Genomic DNA, 17,153 nt, shown 5'->3' with positions numbered 1-17,153 from the left:
TCACACCGCTACGGGGTTCGCCTTGTCGACGTTAATCCCGTAGCGGCTGATTGCCTCACTGACTTTGTCACGGCCGATCAGCCCATCGTCAGCTAATGCCTTCAGCGCCGCCAGCGCGATGAAGTGGCGGTCCACCTCAAAGAATTCGCGCAAGGTTTCCCGGGTATCCGATTGCCCGAAGCCATCGGTGCCCAGCGCCACGAAGCGGCGGCCGTGGACGAAGGGGCGAATCTGGTCGGCGAATAACTTCATGTAGTCCGTGGCGACCACCACCGGCCCGGTTTGCCCGGCAAGGCATTCTTCCACGTAACTCACGCGTGGCTCACTTTCCGGGTGCAGCAGGTTCCAGCGCTCCACCGCATGCCCGTCACGGCGCAGCTCGGTCAGGCTGGTGACGCTCCACACATCGCTGTGCACGGCGAAGTCCTTGTCGAGCAGTTCGGCGGCGGCGATCACTTCGCGCAAAATCGAGCCACTGCCCATCAGTTGCACCTGCGCTTGCGGGTGGCTGCCCAGGCGATACATGCCCTTGAGAATTCCATCTTCTACGCCGTCGGGCATCGCCGGGTGCGGGTAGTTTTCGTTGAGCAAGGTGATGTAGTAGTAAATGTCCTCCTGTTCGACATACATGCGCCGCATGCCCTCGCGAATAATCACCGCCAGCTCGTAGGCAAAGGTCGGGTCATACGACACGCAGCACGGGATCACCGACGACAGGATGTGGCTGTGGCCGTCGTCATGCTGCAAGCCTTCGCCCATCAACGTCGTGCGCCCGGCTGTGGCGCCAAGCAGGAAGCCGCGCGCGCGTGCATCACCCGCTGCCCACGCCAGGTCGCCGACGCGCTGGAAGCCGAACATCGAGTAGAAAATGTAGAACGGCACGGTCATCAGGCCGTGGTTGCTGTAGGACGTACTCGCCGCGATCCATGAAGAAATAGCGCCGGACTCATTCAGGCCTTCCTGCATGATCTGTCCGTCCTTGCTCTCCTTGTAGTAGCTCAATTGCCCGGCATCCTGTGGGGTGTAGAGCTGGCCCACGGCAGAGTGAATGCCGATCTGACGGAACAGGCTTTCCATGCCAAAGGTGCGCGACTCATCCGGCACGATGGGCACGATCAGCTTGCCCAGGTGCGGGTCCTTGAGCAGCGTGCCGAGGATGCGCACAAACGCCATGGTGGTGGAGATGGCACGCTCGCCAGTGTCTTTGAGCTGGGTTGCAAAGGCGCTCAATTCGGGGATCTGTAGTGACTCAACGGCAGTGTGCCGCGCGGGCACATAGCCGCCCAAGGCCTGGCGCCGGGCGGCGAAGTAGCGCGCCTCTTCACTGTCGGCGGCGGGCTTGAGGTAGGGGATCTCGTCGAGCTGGTCATCCGCCACTTCCAGCCCGAAGCGGTCGCGGAAGGCTTTTACCGCCTCGGCGCCCATTTTCTTCAGTTGGTGGTTGATGTTCTGGCCTTCGCCGGCTTCACCCATGCCGAAGCCCTTGACGGTCTTCGCCAGGATCACAGTGGGTTGGCCTTTGTGGCGCACGGCGGCCGCATAGGCGTTGTAGACCTTTTCCGGGTCATGGCCGCCGCGTGAGAGTTTCCAGATTTCGTCGTCGGTCATGTCCGCAACGAGTGCCAGTAACTCGGGGTATTTGCCGAAGAAGTGTTCGCGCACATAGGCGCCGTTTTGCGATTTGTAGTTCTGATAATCGCCATCCACGCATTCCATCATGCGTTGGCGCAGCAGGCCGCTCTGGTCTTTTTCCAACAACGCGTCCCAGCCGCCGCCCCAGATCACCTTGATCACGTTCCAACCGGCAGCGCGGTACAGGCTTTCGAATTCCTGGATCACTTTGGCGTTGCCGCGTACCGGGCCGTCCAGGCGTTGCAGGTTGCAGTTGACCACGAAGATCAGGTTGTCGAGTTTCTCGCGACCCGCCAGAGAGATAGCGGCCAGGGATTCCGGTTGGTCCATTTCGCCATCACCGAGGAACGCCCACACTTTGCGGCCTTGGTGCTGCTTGAGATCGCGAAACTCCAGGTAACGCATGAAGCGCGCTTGGTAAGCCGCCGTGATCGGCCCGAGGCCCATGGACACGGTAGGAAATTGCCAGAAGTCCGGCATCAGCCGTGGGTGCGGGTAGGAGGACAACCCTTCGCCACCGGCCTCGCGGCGGAAGTTGTCCAGCTGCGCTTCGCTGATGCGGCCTTCCAGGTAGGCGCGGCCATAGATGCCCGGGGAGGAATGGCCCTGGATGTACACCAGGTCACCGTCGAAGGTGTCGGTACGTCCACGGAAAAAGTGGTCGAAGCCTACGTCGTACAGCACGGCGGCTGACGCGTAGGTTGCGATATGCCCACCCACACCGGAATGTTTGCCTGCACGCAGCACCATGGCCATGGCGTTCCAGCGAATAAACGCATTGGTGCGCCGCTCGATGGCGAGATTGCCGGGGTAGGGCAGCTGGCGGTCAACCGGGATGGTATTGATGTAAGGCGTGGTCACCCGCCCGTAGAAGTCACCATGGCGCGCAACGTCGAAATCCAGCAACTGATCAATCAGGTAATGGGCACGCGGGCGGCCTTCGGTGGACAGCACCGATTCGATGGACTCCAGCCACTCGCGGGTTTCCTGTGGATCGTCGTCCAGTCTTGCTGCGTTATTGAGGGTCATGTGAGGCTCCAGGTAGGCGGATTTCAAGCGGCGAGCTCTTTGTGGGCGTAGCGCTAATGTAGTTGCAATTGCAACGACATACCTGAATCTAGCGCGGGATGAGCTACTATTGCAACCTTCTTGAAATTCCCCGGATGGTGTTGCATGTCGTCGAATGAGCCTGATGTATGGTTCCGTTTTGTCAGGGCCCACAGGACGGTCATCCGTGAAATCGAACGCCGCTTGGCGCAGGCGGACCTGCCGCCGTATGCCTGGTATGACGCGCTGTGGGGCCTGGAAAGTGGCCCCGATGGCACCCGCCGTATGCACGAATTGGCCGATGTGCTGGCGATTGAGCGCTATAACCTGACACGCTTGGTGGACCGCTTGGAAAAGGACGGCCTGGTCGTGCGTTCGCGTTCTGACGGCGACGGTCGCGCGGCGTTTGCCTCGATCACCGACGCTGGCCGGGTGTTGCGTAAAAAGATGTGGAAGATCTACGAAAGCACCGTGGACGAGCTGTTCCTGTCGCACATCGAGCCTGAGCAGCGCCAGCTGTTTGCCGATACTTTGGAGCGCACGGCGGGGCTGGCAGTGGAGGCGGGTGTGCAGGTTCGAACGCGACGCAAGCTTTGAGATCCAGTGAAGATCCAATGTGGGAGCGGGCTCGCTCGCGAAGGCGGTGGTTCAGTCGATACTTGAGTTGACTGACACGCCGCCTTCGCGAGCAAGCCCGCTCCCACATGTTTGATCGTGTTCCTCATTCATTTGAGTGGGTACCGATTCATCGCTGTTTCCAGCTGCTGCGCATCAATTCGTCCCTCATCCGCCAACGCCCTCAACGCACACACTACAATCCAATAACGGCTGGGCGCAGACGCTTGCACCGAGCCCGCGCCCAGCGCCACAAAACGCGCGTCCACATAAGCCGCCAACTGATCGACGATCGGCTGCGGGTAACCGGTGACGGCAATCACCGGCGCGGTAGTCCCGGCCAGGCAATCATGCAAATGACTGCTTCGTCTGGAGCCGCAGGGGTGCAGCCGATTCCATCGCTCAGCGGCCGCGGCCTCACGGGCCAGTCGCGTGTAACTGGGGCAACTCCACACTGCTGCCGTGATGTTCCAATCCTGTTCCAGCAAGTGCGCGGCATGCGCCACTTCGCCCAATGCCTGTCCCGCGCCAAGCAATCGCACATCCCCCGCGTGGCCGCGCCGAAGCGGATACATGCCCCTGATCGCATCCTCACGATCTTGCGTATCCAGTGTTCCGGCGGTCTCTTGATCATGCAGCGCCAGGTAATAAAACCCCGGCTTGCCGTCCACATACAGCGCGTGTAACCCCGCCAGCACAATCGCACGGGCTTCTTCTGCGCAGGCTGGGTCATATGGCGTGCAACTCGGATGGGTCGCCAGCCACAACGGCAATGATGGTTGAGCGCCCTTGGGCCATGCAGACGGTTGGTTTTCGATGTCGTTACACAGGATGCCACGCTGCCCAGTTTCATCCGACAGTGCACACAGCTGCGCCGACGACGCCGCGCTGTGCAGGTACAGCAGTGGTTTCTCCCCCGTATTGCGCGCGAACCAGCTGGGCCAATTGCCCACGCGCCGGCTGTGTGACTGGCCTCGAATCACCCAGGCCCGTCGGCTGGATTCCAGGGTATTGGCCATGTGCATGACCGTATACAGCGGTGAGCTGCGCGAATCTGCGGCTGTGTTGAGTGCGTCGATGCACAGCTGCGCGGCGTTTGCGGTAGAGGCGGGCATGGGACGAGGCTCCTGGCGACAGAGGCTCGTACCCTAATCGAAATGTCATTGCACTTGCAATGATTGCAATCGCACCTCAAACCAAAAGGCTAAATCACGCCAACGCTGCTACGTTTAATCCAGAAGTGCAGGAACGTCATGGCGCAGACATTTTTTCGTCATCACGGCACTTTAGGCTGGCTGTGCAGGTCATTTATTGGCAGCCGCTTTAAACCCACAAGGAGTCAACCATGGACGATTACCAAGAAGAACTGCTGGAGTACCACGCGTTTGAATTGGATCCGCTGGATCCGGTCGATGACGCTACCGAGCTGTAATACCGACTTCAGGCGGAATGCCGCTGACTGCGGCGAAATTCCCCTGGGGTCTGGTTGTTCCACCGTCTGAACGCCCGCTGAAAAGCTTGGGCTGAGGCAAAACCGAGCAAGTAGGCGATCTCGCCGAACGCCAGTTCCGTATCGCGAATGTAGGTCATGGCCAAATCGCGGCGGGTATCGTTGAGAATCGCGCGAAACTGAGTGCCTTCTTCGGCCAGTTTGCGGCGTAGCGTCCAGGTCGGCAGCTTCAAGCGTGCCGCCACTTCTTCCAGGTCGGGTTCCCGGCCGCCATTGAGCATCGGCCCCAGCAAGCGGGTGATGCGCTCGCGCAAACTGCGGGTGCGGGTCAACTGCTCCAACTCTGTTTCACACAACTTCAACAGCAGCTGCCAGGTGCTCGGGCAATGCTGTGGGTTACGCAGTGCCAAGGTCTGTTGGCTCAGGCGCAGCTGATTGGCCGCGGCGCCAAAGTGCACCGGGCTGTCGCCCAGCACGCTGTACTGTTCGCTGTACTGGGGCGCCTCAAACTCGATGTCGATGCGCTGCGCTTGCACCGGTTGCAGCGCCAGGCTGGATAATTGCTGCAGCCAGCCGGCGATGATCGAATCCACCACAAAACGGTTGTAGGCGTTGTACGGGCTGATGGAATAGAAGCGTAGCCAGGCGCCTTCGGCATCCTCGTGAAAACTCGACTGCCCGCGATAGTTGGAGCCGTACAGCGCTTCAAAACGCGTCAGCGTGCGCGCTGCCTCACGCACAGTGGGCGCTTGCGCGGCGGTAACACCTGCAAGCCCGGCCTGGCTCAAGCGGCTGAGCTGGCCCATGCGCAGGCCAAGGCTGGGGTCGCCGGTCAGTTGGATGGCCGCGTGACCCAGGCGCATATAGCGTGGGATCGACAGGCGTGCGCCGGCTTCGGCCAGGCGCGCTGGGTCCAGGCCGTATTGCAGCAACAGCGGCTGCGGGTCCAGGCCGTGGCTTTGAATAGCGTCCGCCAGGGTGTGCACGAAGCCCACCGACAGATCGCCAAGGCGCACCGGCTTCAAGGCGCTACAACCAGATATTCAGCAGGCGCGCGCCACGGGTGCCGCTGTCGGCGCTGACTTGCCCGTTGCTGCTGAGGAAGCTATGCCCGGCGGTGCCCAAATCCCAGAATTGCCCGCGCAGAAACACGCTCATGCCGGCGGTGGCCTGGCTGATCGGCTGTTGGCTGATCAGGGTCAGACGGCGCCAGGCCTCGCCTTCGCTGAGCTCTTCGGGTTTGAGGCTGATTTCGCTGGGTGTAGAGACGCTTTTGAAGCCGCGCCATGGGCGGTCCCAAGTGTCACGGCCTGTCACGAAGGCCGGCACGGCGACCAATTGCGCGCCTTGCTCGTTGAGTTTGCGGTAGTTGTCTGGATACCAGCTGTCGCTGCCGATCAGGATACCCAGGCGCCCGGCCGGCGTGTCGACCACGCTGACGGTGTTTTCATCACCCGGTTCGATAAAACCGCGCTCATCGTAGATCGGATAGAGCTGACGTTGCGGCTGGCCCACTGGCAAGCCGTCGGCACCAAACACTACGCTTGCGTTGTACAGCGCGCCGTGGCCAATGTGCAGTTGCCCTTGTTCGACACTCGGGTTGGGCAGGGCAATCGAGCCGGCTACCACTGTCACGCCAAATTCTTTGGCCAAACCGCCGAACAGCACCTGATAGTCGCGGGCCATGGCGGGGGCTTTCATACGCAGGTATGCATCGTCCATGCGGTTTTCGCCCTTGGCGCTGATCCACGCGCGCGCGAACTGCAGCGGGTTACTCGCCGACAGCCAGTTCATCGCATCCTTTAAATGGACCGCCTGATACAGCTCGTTTTTTTCGCCGCTGAGCATCAGCCAGGTGCCGATATGTTCCGGCAGCACCACGATGGTTTTTTCGTTGATCAGCCCCTGGTCGCGGGCCTTTTGCAGGTAAGCCGCGAGCTTCAGATGCAAGCGTTCCAGGCTTTGGTAATCGGCGGGGAACAGCTCCGGCTGGATGCCCAGCAAGTTGCCGCGATCGGCAGGCTGGCCTTCGTTGACGGCCAAGGTGATGCGCAGGTCCGACAGGTAATGCGCCACAGGGCGCTCCTGGGTCCAGACCAGATACGCGGTGACGGCGGCAACCAGGGCCATGATGAGGGTGAACGCTAGAAGTTTACGCATGGGGCAACAGACAACAGACCGTGTGCAGGGTTCGCCGACTAGGGTAGGGCCCATGCACCCGCTTGCCAAGGGGCGCTGTGCATTTGGATCAATAACTTGTCAGTTTCAGTCATTGAGCGGTAGTCCATCGACTCTTAGTCTGTGGGCATAAACCGATGGCAGGCCATTCGAGCCTTCCACGTCCCGTGATGATCCGTTGTGGAGCTGTACCATGACCGCTGCTGCCTACCCGCACCTGCTGGCCCCGTTGGACCTGGGTTTTACCACCCTGCGCAACCGCACCCTGATGGGCTCGATGCACACTGGCCTGGAAGAGAAGCCCGGCGGTTTTGAGCGCATGGCGGCCTATTTTGCCGAGCGCGCCCGTGGTGGCGTCGGCCTGATGGTCACCGGCGGCATCGGCCCGAATGATGAAGGCGGCGTGTACGCCGGTGCAGCCAAGCTGACCACCGACGAAGAAGCCCAGAAACACAAGATCGTGACCCAGGCCGTGCACGAAGCGGGCGGCAAGATCTGCATGCAGATCCTCCACGCCGGGCGTTATGCCTACAGCCCCAAGCAAGTGGCCCCGAGCGCGATCCAGGCGCCCATCAATCCGTTCAAGCCTAAGGAACTGGACGAAGAGGGCATCGAGAAGCAGATCCAGGATTTTGTCACCTGCTCGTTGCTGGCCCAGGTCGCCGAGTACGACGGCGTGGAAATCATGGGTTCCGAAGGCTACTTCATTAACCAGTTCCTGGCCGCCCACACCAACCACCGCACCGACCGTTGGGGCGGCAGCTACGAAAACCGTATGCGCCTGGCGGTGGAAATCGTGCGCCGGGTGCGCGAAGCCGTCGGCCCGAACTTCATCATTATTTTCCGCCTGTCGATGCTCGACCTGGTCGAAGGCGGCAGCAGTTGGGAAGAAATCGTGCAGTTGGCCAAGGCCATCGAGCAGGCCGGTGCGACGATCATCAACACCGGTATCGGCTGGCACGAAGCGCGTATTCCGACCATCGCCACCAAAGTGCCGCGTGGCGCGTTCAGTAAAGTCACCGCCAAGCTGCGCGGTGCGGTGCAGATTCCGCTGATCACCACCAACCGCATCAACACCCCGGAAATTGCCGAGCAGATCCTCGCTGAAGGCGATGCCGATATGGTCTCGATGGCGCGCCCGTTCCTGGCCGACCCGGAGTTCGTCAACAAGGCCGCTGCCGGCCGCGCCGACGAAATCAACACCTGCATCGGCTGCAACCAGGCCTGCCTGGACCACACTTTTGGCGGCAAGCTGACCACCTGCCTGGTCAACCCGCGGGCGTGCTACGAAACCGAGCTGAATTATTTGCCGGTGAAACACATCAAGAAAATCGCCGTGGTCGGCGCCGGCCCAGCAGGCTTGGCGGCGGCTACCGTGGCGGCAGAGCGCGGCCATCAAGTGACCTTGTTCGACTCCGCCAGCGAGATCGGCGGCCAGTTCAACATCGCCAAGCGCGTACCGGGCAAAGAGGAGTTCTTTGAGACCCTGCGCTACTTCAAGCGCAAATTGCAGACCACCCACGTCGAGCTGTGCCTCAACACCCGTGTGGATGTCGCGCAACTGGCGGCGGGCGGTTACGACGAGATCATCCTGGCCACCGGCATTGCGCCGCGTACCCCGGCCATCCCGGGCGTCGATAACGCTAAGGTGCTGAGCTACCTGGATGTGATTCTTGAACGCAAACCGGTGGGCAAGCGTGTGGCGGTGATCGGCGCTGGCGGTATCGGCTTCGACGTTTCCGAGTTCCTCGTGCACGAGGGCGTGTCCACCAGCCTGGACCGCGAGGCGTTCTGGAAAGAGTGGGGCATCGACACCCAGCTGCAAGCGCGTGGCGGCGTAGCCGGCATCAAGCCTGCGCCGCATGCGCCGGCGCGTGAAGTGTTCCTGCTGCAACGCAAGACCTCCAAGGTCGGCGACGGCCTGGGCAAGACCACCGGCTGGATTCATCGCACCGGCCTGAAAAACAAGCGTGTGCAGATGCTCAACAGCGTCGAGTACCTGAAGATCGATGATGAAGGCCTGCATATTCGCATCGGCGCCGAGGGTGAACCGCAGGTGTTGGCGGTGGACAACATCGTCATATGCGCCGGCCAGGACCCGCTGCGCGAATTGCAGGACGGCCTGGTCGCCGCAGGCCAGAACGTGCACCTGATCGGCGGCGCCGATGTGGCGGCCGAGCTGGATGCCAAACGCGCCATCAACCAGGGCTCGCGTCTGGCGGCCGAGCTGTAAAACGATGAAAGGGGCGGTGGTAGACTATCGCCCCTTTTTTCATTCAGACGCCTCCCGATGGGCCCTTTCGACTGGCTTCCCCACGCTCCGCTCGAACCTTTGCCGCTGGATTGGCTGAATGGGGTCGAGTTGGCCGTGCTGCGCCTGGACCGCATTGATCCGCTGATCAGCGGCAACAAGTGGTTCAAGCTCACCAAACACCTGGCCCAGGCACAAACGGCCGGTGCTCGCGGGGTTATCAGCTTGGGTGGCGCTCACTCCAACCATCTGCACGCGCTGGCGGCGGCCGGCAAGCGCTTTGATTTCCCGACCGTGGGCCTGTTGCGCGGCCATCCTCAAGACACGCCCACGGTTCTCGACCTGAAAGCCTTTGGCATGCAGTTGCATTGGCTGGGTTATGGCGGTTATCGCGCGCGGCATGACGTCGGTTTCTGGCTGCCATGGCGCGAACAATATCCGCACCTCTATCCCGTGCCCGAAGGCGGCGGTGGATTAGCCGGAGCATTGGGTTGCGCGGTGCTGGTCGAGCAAGCGCGCGGGCAGTTGAGCAACCTCGGATGGGCCGATTACGACGCGTGGTGGTTGGCGGCGGGCACCGGCACCACAGTGGCCGGGTTGGCGCTGGCCGAGGCGGGCGGGCATCCAGTGTACGGCGCGATGGCAGTGCCGGATGATCACGGTGTTGCCCAGAACGTGCAGGCCATCGTGCAGGGCGGTTATGAACTGTTGGATGCGAGCCGAGGTGGCTTTGCCAAGGTCGATCCGCTGTTGCTTGAGTTCATGCACGCCACGCAAGAGGCCAGCGGTTTGCCGCTGGAGCCGCTTTACACCGCCAAGGCCTTGCTGGCGCTGAAGCAGCAGATCGAGGCCGGGCGCTTCACTCCCGGCACTCGCCTGATTTTCGTGCATACCGGGGGCCTGCAAGGCCGCCGGAGCATGGAGGGCTAGCGCTTAGGCATCATGCGTAACACGGTGTTATCGCGCATGAAGTAATGATGGTATAGGCCGGCCACGGCATGCAGGCCGATCAGCCAATAACCGAGGGTGCCTCCCAGCTCGTGCCATTCTTTGATCTGCTTGGACAGGTCTTTGTTTTCGCCAATCAAGGGCGGCAACTCGATCCCGTAGAACATCACGCCATGGCCTTGGGCACTCACGATCAGCCAGCCGAAAATCGGCATGCCGATCATGAATAGGTACAGCGCTATATGCATCAGTGTCGCCAGCAACGCTTGCCATTGCGGCGGTGCCGGCACGATCTTCGGTGCAACGCCCAAGGTACGGGCAAACAGGCGCAGCCACACCAGCACAAACACGGTCAGGCCGAACATGAAGTGCATTTCTACAATCAGGGCCCGCCCGCCACTGCCTTTGGGAAAGATCCCGCGAAACTCTATGCAGGCGTAAACCACCGCCAGCAGCACCACCATCAACCAGTGCAACGCAATCGACATGGTGCTGTAGCGCGTATCGGAGTTTTTCCACGGCATTGCTGTGTTCCTCACTCATCAGGGCAAACCTCCGTTCTTTGGTGACGGAGTTCTTTAACTGTAAGCCGGTTTATCAAGGACTGCCTGCGCTAGATCAATTTTTCATCGGGGTTGTCAGCGCGCAACAGGGTTATTGCACGGCATTGTTCCGAATTTTCCTATGGATTTGCAGTGTCTGGTTACAGCGCGACCGCCCCTCGGGAGGAACTCGATGCCTTGTGATGATCACAGAGTGAGGGGCGAGCCGAAGTGCTTTGAGTCTCTGCTCGCGACGTTACGGTGAATGTTTATTTATCGAGCTCAGCTTCCAGCAGGGGCTCTTATTGTCAGGGAGAAGTGCAAATGATCAGTGGTTATGTGGGCAATCGCTCCATGGGTTCGAAAGATCATTCGAATGGAGTAGAGGGGCCGAGTTCGAAACGTGGCGAAGTGTCATCGGGCCTGCAGGAGACGCAAATGTTCAAGCCTGTTGGTCAGCGGGCGGTTGCCCAAGACTCAGATGCACAGGCATCCCTTGAATCACTGTTTTTATCCCTGAATGCGCTCATGCCATCGCTGGAGCGATTACTTAAAAATAAAACGCAGCGTGCGGAGCAAACCACGGTTAAAAAACCACTCGTTGACAAGTTTGCAATCAACGATAGCCCGCCCTCGTTGCCGCCGTCGGTTAATAGTCATCAGTCCCCAGGTTTATCTAAAAAGAAAAAAGGTGAGCGACCCACGGATGTCTGGACGGGCGTGATGTTCTCGGGCAAAAAAAACGAACCTACGCTGTCCGCAATCAAAGCGGCAATGATGAAGTATGGTCAAAGCCCGTTGGGCGTATTTTCAAGTGTGGTGCGATCGGACAGTGGTTACAACGTCGTGATGCGAGATGGTTTTGAACTGCACCTTAGTTTGAAAGAAATAGCGCGGGCGAAAGTGTTTTCGGGGTTTCAGCATGGTCCAAATCCGGAGGATGGAAGTCTCTATAAAGACGTTATCTTTGCGTACGCAGCCAGTGCCCAGCGGGCACGCATGGAACACGTGGGCGGTGCACCGAAAAGCTTTATGGATGGTTTAAATATGTTGTGCAGTGATCAGGATCCCGCTACCAGCCTCAAGCAACTTGGTCTTGAGGGTGTGATGCGTCTGACTACATGGTCGGCGCTGCTTCAGAGTGGGGGTATTGGTGTTGTTAGAAATGGCGGTAACACTAACTTTGCATTTGAGGGCCTGTTGGACGGGTGCACGACCAAACAAAGATTGCCGGAAAACCATAGTGGCGTGACGTATGAATTAATCTAAGTGTGAATTGAATTAATTGACAGAAGGAGAGGCACATGGTCGGAAATAGTATGTCGAGACACGGCGCTGCTGAGTTTAGTGCGCGGGTACCTGGGGGCGCGCCGGGGGCTGGATCTGCTTGGGCCGTATCGACTCCAGAAATGCGTCAGCCTACGCAGGCGTCTCATTCTAGTCGGGCAGACAATTCAATATCGGACACTACCGATCCGGATAACCAGATTGCTCAGATAGCCTTATTGTTGAGGTCGTTACTTAGTCTGCTTGAAAAGGCAGCCGTGCAACTAGATAAAGACTCAAGTGCTGATAACAATAATGACCGGACCCACGTTGTGCCCGATCGCCCGGCAGTCGTCGTTCCTGTGAGTGAACGCGTCTCGTGTATTTCCAACAGCCCGCCTGGGCAACCACCCGGTGATGTTTGGCTGGGGCTCAGTGAAGGGGAGGGGAACAACTCTGGCGTCTTGGCAGGTATTAAGGCGGCGATGATGCGGTTTGGTCAGAGTCCACAGGGGATCTATTCCAGTGTTCGTGAGCTTCCAACGGGTTGCGAAGTGGTGATGAGAGATGGCTATAAAGTCATGATCACCCATGAGGAGCTGGCGAAGGCCAGGGAGTTTGCGGACTTCAGGGGCACCGACCCTGGAATGATTAAAGATGCAGTGTGCATCTATGCGGCGACGGCCAAGCGCGAGCAGGAGCGAATCAAGGAAGCCGGAACGTATTCTTCCAGGCGGCCTCTGAGCGACCCCTTTGAGATTGCGATGCAGCAGCTAAATGATAACTTTTGGGCAAGTAAAGCCTTCGCGCTTCTAGGGTTGGCTGCGTATGTACGAGAGGTGCCAGTGTCCGAACTTGAAGCGAAGGGCGGCATAGGCGTTGTCACCGTTGGTTATGATGCGATGCTCATGTCCAAGGGTAATGTAGACATGTATGGCCCAGAAAAGCTCGGGGTAGCGACTCGGCTCGATATTTGGGGTGACGAGCAAGAACTCATGGTACACGAGTTGATATAGCCAGCGCGCTTGTGCGCAAAGTGGCTCAAGTAATCTCAGCTTTTCGCTGCGCAGCGCACACGCTTTGCCCTCTGCGCGCATTCACTCACCTCGCTCGGCAAGGTGAGTGTTTAGTTGGCACGTGCAGGGCTATAGGCTCTGAGGCATTTCTCCCTTTTTCAGGCGCTGGTTGATATCCGTGATCACGGCGGGCAGCTCGTTAATGGTGTCGATCAGGTAATGCGGGCGCGAGCCTTTGAACATCGCCTCGATACGCTTGCGCTCGCTGTTCAGCGTGCCGCTGTCCAGTGCACAAAATTGCTCGTAGGTCAGGCCCAGGGCATTGCCCGAGCAGGTCAACGCCACGGTCCACATGCCCGCGCGGCGGCCTTCGAGGATGCCTGGTACGGTGTCGTCGACCTTCACGCAGGCCGCCACATCATCGACGCCCAGCGCAATCACATTGGCCAAGGCCTGGGCCGGCCATGGGCGGCCGTTGGGCACTTCGTCGGTGGCGACCACGTGGTCGGCGATGTAGCCGTTGGTGGCCGCCAGGGCGACCACTTTGTCCATCACTTGCTTGGGGTAGCCGGAGCAGGAGCCGATCTTGATGCCTTGCACACGCAGCCGGGCAATGGTGTCGAGGGCGCCGGGGATCAGGGCCGAGTGTTCGGCGATTTTCTCGATCTGCAACGGCATGAAGCGTTGATAGATGGCGGTCACGTCATCATCCGTCGGCGTGCGGCCGAACGCTTTGCGGTAACGCTCGGCCACCTGCGGTTGATCGCAGAGCGTGCGGATATGGTCCCACTTGCCCATGCCCATCGGGCCACGGGCCTCTTCGATGGAGACTTGCACGTCGAACTCGGCGAAGGCTTCGACAAAGATCTGCGTGGGGGCGAAGGAGCCGAAGTCGACGACGGTGCCGGCCCAATCGAGGATCACGGCCTGCAGGGTGTTGGGGTTTTGATAGTTCATGAGTGTGATCCAAACGATGAAAGGTTGATGTGCATGGCTTGCAGCGCCTGGGCGATGGCGGCGACGGCGGCGCGCATTTGCGTTGCGTCGACATGGCCGATACAGCCCACGCGGAAGGTGTCTACCTCGGTCAATTTGCCGGGATAAAGGATGAAACCGTTGGCCTTGACCCGCTCGTAGAATTCCTTGAACTGGTAACGCGGGTCTTTCGGTGCATGAAAGGTGACGATGATCGGGGCCTGGATCGCTGCAGGCAGGAAGCTGCGCAGGCCCAGTTCGGCCATGCCGTCCAGCAGCGTCTGGCAGTTGCCGGCGTAGCGTTGGTGACGCGCGGGCAGGCCGCCTTCTTCGTGATATTGCAGCAGCGCTTCGTGCAAGGCGGCGACCACGTGAGTGGGCGGGGTGAAGCGCCATTGCCCGGTCTTGGCCATGTAGCTGTGCTGGTCAAACAGGTCCATCGCCAGTGAGTGGCAGTTGCCCTGGGCGGCGGCCAGCGCCTGTTTGTGGGTGAACACAAAACCCATGCCCGGCACGCCTTCCAGGCATTTGCCGGAGGCCGCGATCAGTGCATCGAACGGCACCTCGCGAGCATCAATTGGCAGCGCGCCGAAGGAACTCATCGCGTCGATGATCAGGCGCTTATCGTGCTTTTTAACGACTTGGGCGATGTCCGGCAGCGGGTTGAGAATGCCCGTGCTGGTTTCGCAGTGGATCAGCGCCACATGGGTAATGGCTGGGTCGGCGTGCAGCAGGCGGTCCACGTCGGCGGCGGTGCTGGGTTCATCTTCGGCGGTTTCGAAGGTGCTGAAAGCGCGGCCGAGTACTTCGCAGATCTTCGCCAGGCGCTTGCCATAGGCGCCGTTGATCAACACCAATACCTTGCCGTCACGCGGCACCAGCGTACCGATGGCCGCTTCGACGGCAAAGGTGCCGCTGCCTTGCAAGGGCACGCAATGGTGGCTGTCGGCGCCGTTGAGGATCGCCAGCAATTGCTCGCAGACACTCGCAGTGAGTTGATTAAAGCGCTCATCCCATGAACCCCAGTCCAGCAGCATGGCCTGGCGCGTACGCGCGGACGTGGTCAGGGGGCCGGGTGTAAGCAGGATCGGCGCGGCGGTGGTCATCTCAAGTCCTCGCAAGTCTCGGGGTGTGAATCTACGGCGCCTAAATTGCAGTTTGGCTTGTCATCAATCAAATTGTTTGTTGTTATGCGAGCTATCAGTGAGGCCGATAGCTATGAATTTGTTCCAATTGCGCGCTTTCGATGCGGTCGCCCGCGAGGGCAGCTTTACCCGGGCCGCAGAGCGGCTGTTTATCAGCCAGCCGGCGGTCACCGGGCATATCAAGGCGCTGGAAGAGCACTACCAGATCCCGCTGTTGCGCCGCACGGCACGGCGAGTGGAGTTGACCGAGGAAGGCACCCGCCTGGCGGCGATTACCCGGGCGATCTTCGGCCTGGTGGATGAGGCGCAGACCTTGCTGGAGGCCAATCGCCAATTGCTCACCGGGCGTTTGGAAGTCGCGGCCGATGGCCCGCACCTGGTGATGCCGATGATCGCCAGCCTGCGCGCGCGTTACCCCGGCATTACCGTCAACTTGCGGCTGGGCAATGCCCAGGAAACCCTGGCGGCGTTGTTGTCCGAACACGCAGACGTGGCGGTGCTCACCGAGGTGGAGCCGCGCAACGGCCTGCACCTGCAGCCGCTGAGCGAGTCGCGGATCTGCGCCTTGGTGCCGGCGGGGCACCCGTGGCTCGCCGACCCCGCAGGCATTCGCCTGGAGCAATTGCACGAGGTGATCATGGTGCTGCGCGAGCCCAGTTCCATAACCCGGCGCACCTTCGACAGCGCCTGCGCCAGCGCCCATGTGCAGCCCAAGGTGTTGCTGGAACTCGATAGCCGCGAGGCGGTGACCGAAGCCGTTGCCGCTGAACTGGGCGTGGGGGTGGTGTCGTCGATGGAGGTCAGCCGCGACCCGCGGGTGCATGCCATTGCCTTGCAGGGCGACGGCCTCGTCAACCGGCATATGCTCGGTTGTATGGAGCGACGCCGCTCATTGCGCTTGATCCAGGCGTTTTTCGAGTTGGCGTCTTGACGGTTTTTTGCTGGAACGATTTTTTTTTGCCCTATAAACTCTGCCCCCAAAGCGCCGGCCAGTAGACGTCTCGGCGCCATGGATATGAAGAGAGTGAGTCATGGGCGCACAGTGGAAAGTCAAACATAAAGAAGCGGCATCCAATGCCAAGGGCAAAATCTTCGGCAAGCTGGTGAAAGAAATCACCATCGCCGCCCGCAACGGCGCCGATACCGCAACCAACGCCCACCTGCGTCTGGTCGTAGAACAAGCCAAAAAGGCCTCGATGCCCAAGGAAACCCTGGAGCGCGCCATCAAGAAAGGCGCGGGTCTGCTGGGTGAAACCGTGCAGTACCACCGCGTGACTTACGAAGGGTTTGCCCCGCACCAGGTGCCGCTGATCGTTGAGTGCGTGACTGACAACATCAACCGCACCGTGGCGGAAATCCGCGTGGCATTTCGCAAGGGGCAATTGGGCGCTTCCGGCTCTGTGGCCTGGGACTTCAATCATGTCGGCCTGATCGAGGCCTCGCCGGACACCCCGGACGCTGATCCGGAAATGGCCGCTATCGAAGCCGGTGCGCAGGATTTCGAAGACGGCGAAGAAGAGGGCACCACCCTGTTCATCACCGAAACCACCGACCTTGATGCCGTGCAGAAAGCACTGCCGGAGCAGGGCTTTACCGTGCTGTCGGCCAAGCTGGGCTACATCTCGAAGAACCCGGTGAGTGGTTTGACCGACGAGCAGATGGCCGAAGTCGAGGCCTTCCTGGAAGGGTTGGACAACCATGACGACGTGCAGGATATGTTCGTCGGCTTGGCCGGCTAAAAAACGTGGTCCAAAAAGGTGGGGCTTGCCTGCGATAGCGGTGTATCAGTCACTGAAAAGGTGAGTGACACGGTCTCATCGCAGCATAGGAATCTACGCAACTCTTTGTGTGGTGTTGAGCCTGTGATGGGTTTAGGTAGATTGAGTACATATCCGTTATTTAGGTAACGGCGGCTTATGGTTCCGCTCTTACAGCCAGCCCTTTCAAGGTGTTTGTTTAATCACCTTAAACAACGAAAAATCACGAGTCGATCTGTAAGATCCCGCTGATAAGTCGGCCAGTAATTTATACGCCAATGTTTAAAAAATGGCGGTTATTGCACTCATAAACAGTCCAAAACGCCGATTT

General features: G+C 59.9%; 14 protein-coding genes. 7 read left to right on the top strand and 7 right to left on the bottom strand.

Annotated features, from left to right (window positions below; genetic code table 11):
- Complete coding sequence (gene aceE, locus ACA065_RS19050; protein ID WP_497691033.1) at positions 1-2,661, bottom strand: pyruvate dehydrogenase (acetyl-transferring), homodimeric type; 2,661 nt, start codon at positions 2,659-2,661, stop codon at positions 1-3.
- Positions 2,662-2,805: 144 nt separating this feature from the next.
- On the opposite strand from aceE, the gene ACA065_RS19045 reads away from it, so the two are divergent.
- Positions 2,806-3,276, top strand: a complete 471-nt coding sequence (locus tag ACA065_RS19045; RefSeq protein ID WP_497691032.1) for a MarR family winged helix-turn-helix transcriptional regulator — start codon at positions 2,806-2,808, stop codon at positions 3,274-3,276.
- 128 nt (positions 3,277-3,404) lie between these two features.
- Here the strand turns inward: ACA065_RS19045 and ACA065_RS19040 are convergent, their stop codons facing one another.
- The 3 genes from ACA065_RS19040 to ACA065_RS19030 all read right to left on the bottom strand — a co-directional run bounded on the left by ACA065_RS19040 (position 3,405) and on the right by ACA065_RS19030 (position 6,904).
- The gene (locus tag ACA065_RS19040; protein WP_497691031.1) at positions 3,405-4,409 is read right to left on the bottom strand and encodes a transketolase-like TK C-terminal-containing protein; all 1,005 of its coding nucleotides are present in this window, start codon (positions 4,407-4,409) and stop codon (positions 3,405-3,407) included.
- A 325-nt stretch (positions 4,410-4,734) separates the two neighbouring features.
- Positions 4,735-5,769, bottom strand: coding sequence for an AraC family transcriptional regulator (locus ACA065_RS19035; RefSeq protein ID WP_497691030.1), 1,035 nt, complete (start codon positions 5,767-5,769; stop codon positions 4,735-4,737).
- A 4-nt stretch (positions 5,770-5,773) separates the two neighbouring features.
- Positions 5,774-6,904 (bottom strand): carbon-nitrogen hydrolase family protein, encoded by a 1,131-nt coding sequence (locus tag ACA065_RS19030; RefSeq protein ID WP_497691029.1) that lies wholly within the window; start codon positions 6,902-6,904, stop codon positions 5,774-5,776.
- Positions 6,905-7,115: 211 nt separating this feature from the next.
- Between ACA065_RS19030 and ACA065_RS19025 the strand changes: the two genes are divergently transcribed.
- Positions 7,116-9,155 carry an oxidoreductase gene (locus ACA065_RS19025; protein ID WP_497691028.1) on the top strand — a complete coding sequence of 680 codons (2,040 nt, stop codon included), beginning with the start codon at positions 7,116-7,118 and terminating at the stop codon, positions 9,153-9,155.
- 57 nt (positions 9,156-9,212) lie between these two features.
- On the top strand, positions 9,213-10,103 hold the full coding sequence (locus ACA065_RS19020; RefSeq protein ID WP_497691027.1) for a 1-aminocyclopropane-1-carboxylate deaminase/D-cysteine desulfhydrase: 891 nt from the start codon (positions 9,213-9,215) through the stop codon (positions 10,101-10,103).
- Here ACA065_RS19020 and ACA065_RS19015 read toward each other — a convergent pair.
- Positions 10,100-10,645, bottom strand: a complete 546-nt coding sequence (locus ACA065_RS19015) for a cytochrome b (RefSeq protein WP_497691026.1) — start codon at positions 10,643-10,645, stop codon at positions 10,100-10,102. The genes ACA065_RS19020 and ACA065_RS19015 overlap by 4 nt on opposite strands.
- Positions 10,646-10,987: 342 nt before the next feature.
- On the opposite strand from ACA065_RS19015, the gene ACA065_RS19010 reads away from it, so the two are divergent.
- Positions 10,988-11,932 carry a hypothetical protein gene (locus ACA065_RS19010; RefSeq protein ID WP_497691025.1) on the top strand — a complete coding sequence of 315 codons (945 nt, stop codon included), beginning with the start codon at positions 10,988-10,990 and terminating at the stop codon, positions 11,930-11,932.
- A 140-nt stretch (positions 11,933-12,072) separates the two neighbouring features.
- Positions 12,073-12,945, top strand: coding sequence for a hypothetical protein (locus tag ACA065_RS19005; RefSeq protein ID WP_497691024.1), 873 nt, complete (start codon positions 12,073-12,075; stop codon positions 12,943-12,945).
- 129 nt (positions 12,946-13,074) lie between these two features.
- Here the strand turns inward: ACA065_RS19005 and phnX are convergent, their stop codons facing one another.
- Positions 13,075-13,902 (bottom strand): phosphonoacetaldehyde hydrolase, encoded by an 828-nt coding sequence (gene phnX / locus ACA065_RS19000; protein ID WP_497691023.1) that lies wholly within the window; start codon positions 13,900-13,902, stop codon positions 13,075-13,077.
- Entirely contained in the window at positions 13,899-15,026 is a 1,128-nt protein-coding gene (locus ACA065_RS18995) for a 2-aminoethylphosphonate--pyruvate transaminase (RefSeq protein WP_497691022.1), read from the bottom strand. Before ACA065_RS18995 ends, phnX begins: the two co-directional genes overlap by 4 nt.
- Before the next feature lie 112 nt (positions 15,027-15,138).
- On the opposite strand from ACA065_RS18995, the gene ACA065_RS18990 reads away from it, so the two are divergent.
- On the top strand, positions 15,139-15,996 hold the full coding sequence (locus tag ACA065_RS18990; protein WP_497691021.1) for a LysR substrate-binding domain-containing protein: 858 nt from the start codon (positions 15,139-15,141) through the stop codon (positions 15,994-15,996).
- A gap of 100 nt (positions 15,997-16,096) precedes the next feature.
- A complete protein-coding gene (locus ACA065_RS18985; RefSeq protein ID WP_090402660.1) occupies positions 16,097-16,804 on the top strand; it encodes a YebC/PmpR family DNA-binding transcriptional regulator in 708 nt (235 codons plus the stop codon).
- The last annotated feature ends 349 nt before the right edge of the window (positions 16,805-17,153 follow it).

It is taken from the genome of Pseudomonas sp. LBUM1640, assembly GCF_059716225.1.
The sequence above is the reverse complement of the archived record's forward strand: the minus strand, read 5'-3'. Positions and strand labels throughout refer to the sequence as shown.